The 3345-nt window shown below is 77.3% G+C and carries 2 protein-coding genes; both read right to left on the minus strand.

Features of this window, described 5'->3' with window-relative positions; genetic code table 11:
* On the minus strand, positions 1–2351 hold a 2351-nt coding region (locus CCN72_RS36685), incomplete at its 3' end, for a DUF5682 family protein (protein ID WP_244174669.1).
* Positions 2352–2356: 5 nt separating this feature from the next.
* Positions 2357–3345 (minus strand): ATP-binding protein (locus CCN72_RS36690; RefSeq protein WP_086812643.1); only part of this gene is annotated, 989 nt, incomplete at its 5' end.

The following is a 3345-nucleotide window of genomic DNA, read 5'->3' on the forward strand; positions in this document are numbered from 1 at the left end:
AGCGCGGCCAGCGCCTCGCGGGCCGCCAGGTCGGCGCCGGTCCAGCGGGCCAGGGCCATCGGGTCGATGTCCCCGGTGTCGGAGGGGCGTTCGCCGTCCAGGCGTTCCTCGACGGTGGACAGGAGCCGTTCGCGGGCGGCCGGGCTGAGGGTGTCGAAGCCGCCGCGCAGGGCCGGGAGCCGGTCGAGGAAGTCGCGGTCGGACAGCTCCGCCACCCGGTCGAGCAGCGGTTCCAGCGCGGGCGCCGCCGATTCCAGCAGCGGTCCCGCCGCGGTCAGCAGACCGGCCAGGCGGGCGGTGAGCGCCGTACGGGACTCCGGGTCCCCGGCACCGTCCACCCAGGAGGCCACGCGATCACCGAACGTCCGCGCCTCCTCCTGCCCCAGCAGTACCCGTACGGCCCCGGCGGCGCCGCGCATCAGCGGGGAACCGTCGGCCGCCAGCCGGGCCAGCGCGTCCCCGAGCCGGATGCCCCCCAACCGGTCGGCGCGCTGGGCGAGTTCCACCAGGGCGCGGGCGTCGGCCGGGTCCTCGGCACCGGTGAGCCCGTCGAGCTGCCGTACGGCCGCGGCGGTCAGCGCCTCGGCGACGGCCGCCGCGCGCCCGGTACGCTCCTCGGCCGCCGCGAGCCCCGGGACGTGCCCGGCCCGCAGCCGGTCCGACAGGGCGAGCCCGGCGAGGAGTTCGGGCAGGGTGGCGGCACCCGGGAGTATGCCGGCGGTCTCGGTGAGGCGCTCGTCGGTGAGCGCGGGCAGACCGCACTCGGCCGCCTCCTCCAGGCCCCGCAGGATCTGTGCCGCCGTGGGTCCGCCCGCGTCCCGCTCCTGGCGCCGCCGCTCCCGCAGCACGCCCTCGGCGGCCTGGGCCGGGGTGACCCCGCGGATGCCGGCCACGCTCAGCATGGCCGCCGTGGCCGGGGTCCAGCGCACCTCCCAGCGCGAGGTCAGCGCGTCGGCGCCGCCCGCGGCGGTCACCGCCTTCGGTTCGGCGTACGGCACCGAGCACACCGCGAGGCGGCGCAGCAGGAGTTCGCGGCGCCGGTCCAGATCGGAGCGGAGCGGGTCGAGGCGCAGGTCCCGGGCGGTGCCGGGGGCCGGCTCGGCGGGGCCGGGCAGATTCAGCGCGAGCAGCTCGGCCTCCACCGCGGGGGCAAGGCCGCTGCGCGGCGCCTTCGGCGCGGGCCGTCCGGTACGGGTCCCGACGAGCACCCTCTCCATCGCCCTCGCCACGGCCCGCCCCCGGCCGTACGGCTCGCCCTGGGTCAGTACCGTCTGCACCGCCTCGACCAGTTCGCCACGGCCCGCCGCGGGCAGGTCCCGCAGCCGGGCCAGATCCCCGGCGAGCCGCGCGATCTCGCGGGCGTCGGCGGGCCCGGACGGATGCCCCAGCGCCCGCAGCTCGGCGCAGATCCGTACGGCGGCGCCGGTCAGCGCGTCCTCCAGGGCCGCAGGATCACCGGCCGCGTCCAGCACCAGGTGCTGCCACTCCGGGTCGCGGATCCCGGCCGGGTAGCCGGAACGCGCGTCGAGGAGGGCGTAGGTGTAGGGGATGAGAGATGTCGTCCAGGCCGGGGCTTTCTCGGCCGTGGGGGTGGCGCTCACGTCGTCGCCGTCTGCCGGGGCCGACAGCGCCGGGGCGTGGAACGCGCCCACCACGACCGCCGCGCGCTCCCCGTGCGCCGTGGCCCGGGCCAGACACGCCCGCATCCACCGCTCCCGCCGCAGATCCAGCGCCGGCACCCCGCCCGAGGCCACCGCCTCCTGCCGCAGCGCCCACCCCGTCAGCAACGCGGCCCGCCGCAGCGCCTGGGGCGACGAACCGGGCGCGGCCGCCTCGACCAACCGGTCCCACAGATCGTCCCCCGGGAGACCGGTGAGACGGGAGCGCAGCGCGGCGGCGATCCCCGGCCGGTCTGTGCCGGTGCCCGGCCGCGGCGACCCGGACGCGCCCTGACCGGCCGTCGCTCCGTCCTCGTCCGGCGCCCCAGCCCACGCCCGGTCCGCCAGCGGCAGATCGCAGGCGAGCACCGGTGTCCCGCGCCGCGCCGCCCACCGCACGGCCGCGAGTTCGGGGGAGAAGTCGGCGAAGGGGTAGAACGCCGGGCCGCTCGCCCCGGTCGCGGGGGCGGCGGCGAGGGCGACCGGGGCGCGGGTGTCCTCATGGGCGAGCCAGGGCAGCCACTCCTCCAGCTCGGCGGGAAGCTCCACCAGGAGCACGTCCGGCGCGGCCGCGTCCAGCAGGTCGGGCACGGCCGCGGCCAGCGAGGGCGCGTGATGGCGTACGCCGATGAGGTAGGGCGCCGACGGGTCGGTCAGAGCGGCGACGGCCGCGTCCGGGGTGTCGTACCGCACCGTCCTCAGCCCTCCAGGACCGTGCGCAGGTCCCACAGGGTGCGCCAGGTGGCGGAGCCCTGTTCGGCACGGCGCCGGACCGGGCCGTCCCAGTAGCCGCGCAGCCGGGCCGCGTCCGCCGGGTCGTCCTTGCGTACGACACCGAGCAGATGGCCCGGCAGCAGCCCGAGGACGTCACGGTCGCCGGGGAAGTACGCGGCGGCGAGACCCAGCGCGCCCGCCACGGAGACGGCCTCCGCGGTGCTCATCACCGTGGACGGCCGCTCCACCTCCCAGCCTTCCGCCGAACGCCCCTCCCTGAGGTCGCGGAACACGGTGACCAGTGCCTCCAGGACCGCGTCGTCGACCTGGAAGGGCGCGCCCGCCCGCTCCACCGAGGCCCGGGCCTGGCCGCGGACCAGGGCGGTCTCGGCGTCGAGGTCCGCGATGGGGCCGACCGTCTCGAAGTTGAAGCGGCGCTTGAGCGCGGCCGACATCTCGGAGACGCCCTTGTCCCGCAGGTTGGCGGTGGCGATGAGGGTGAAGCCCGGCGCCGCGTGCGCCAACGCGTCCTCGCCGCCCGCCAGTTCGGGGATCGCGATGCGCCGCTCGGACAGCAGCGACACCAGGGCGTCCTGCACCTCGGGCAGGCAGCGGGTGACCTCCTCGACCCGGGCCACCGCGCCCCGGGCCATCGCGGTGAGCACCGGCGACGGCACCAGCGCGGTCCTGCTGGGGCCCTGCGCGAGCAACAGGGCGTAGTTCCAGCCGTACTTCAGCTGGTCCTCCGTCGTACCCGCCGTGCCCTGCACGACCAGCCCGCTGGTTCCGCACACGGCGGCCGACAGCAGTTCCGACAGCATGGACTTGGCGGTGCCGGGCTCGCCGACGAGCAGCAGGCCCCGCTCCCCGGCGAGCGTGACGACACACCGCTCCACCAGCGCGCGGTCGCCGACGAACTTGCCGCCGATCTCCAGTCGCCGCGGCACCCCGTCCGGCACCGCCAAGTCCATGC

The sequence above is a fragment of the Streptomyces murinus genome, assembly GCF_002154555.1.
Lineage (GTDB): Bacteria > Actinomycetota > Actinomycetes > Streptomycetales > Streptomycetaceae > Streptomyces > Streptomyces murinus.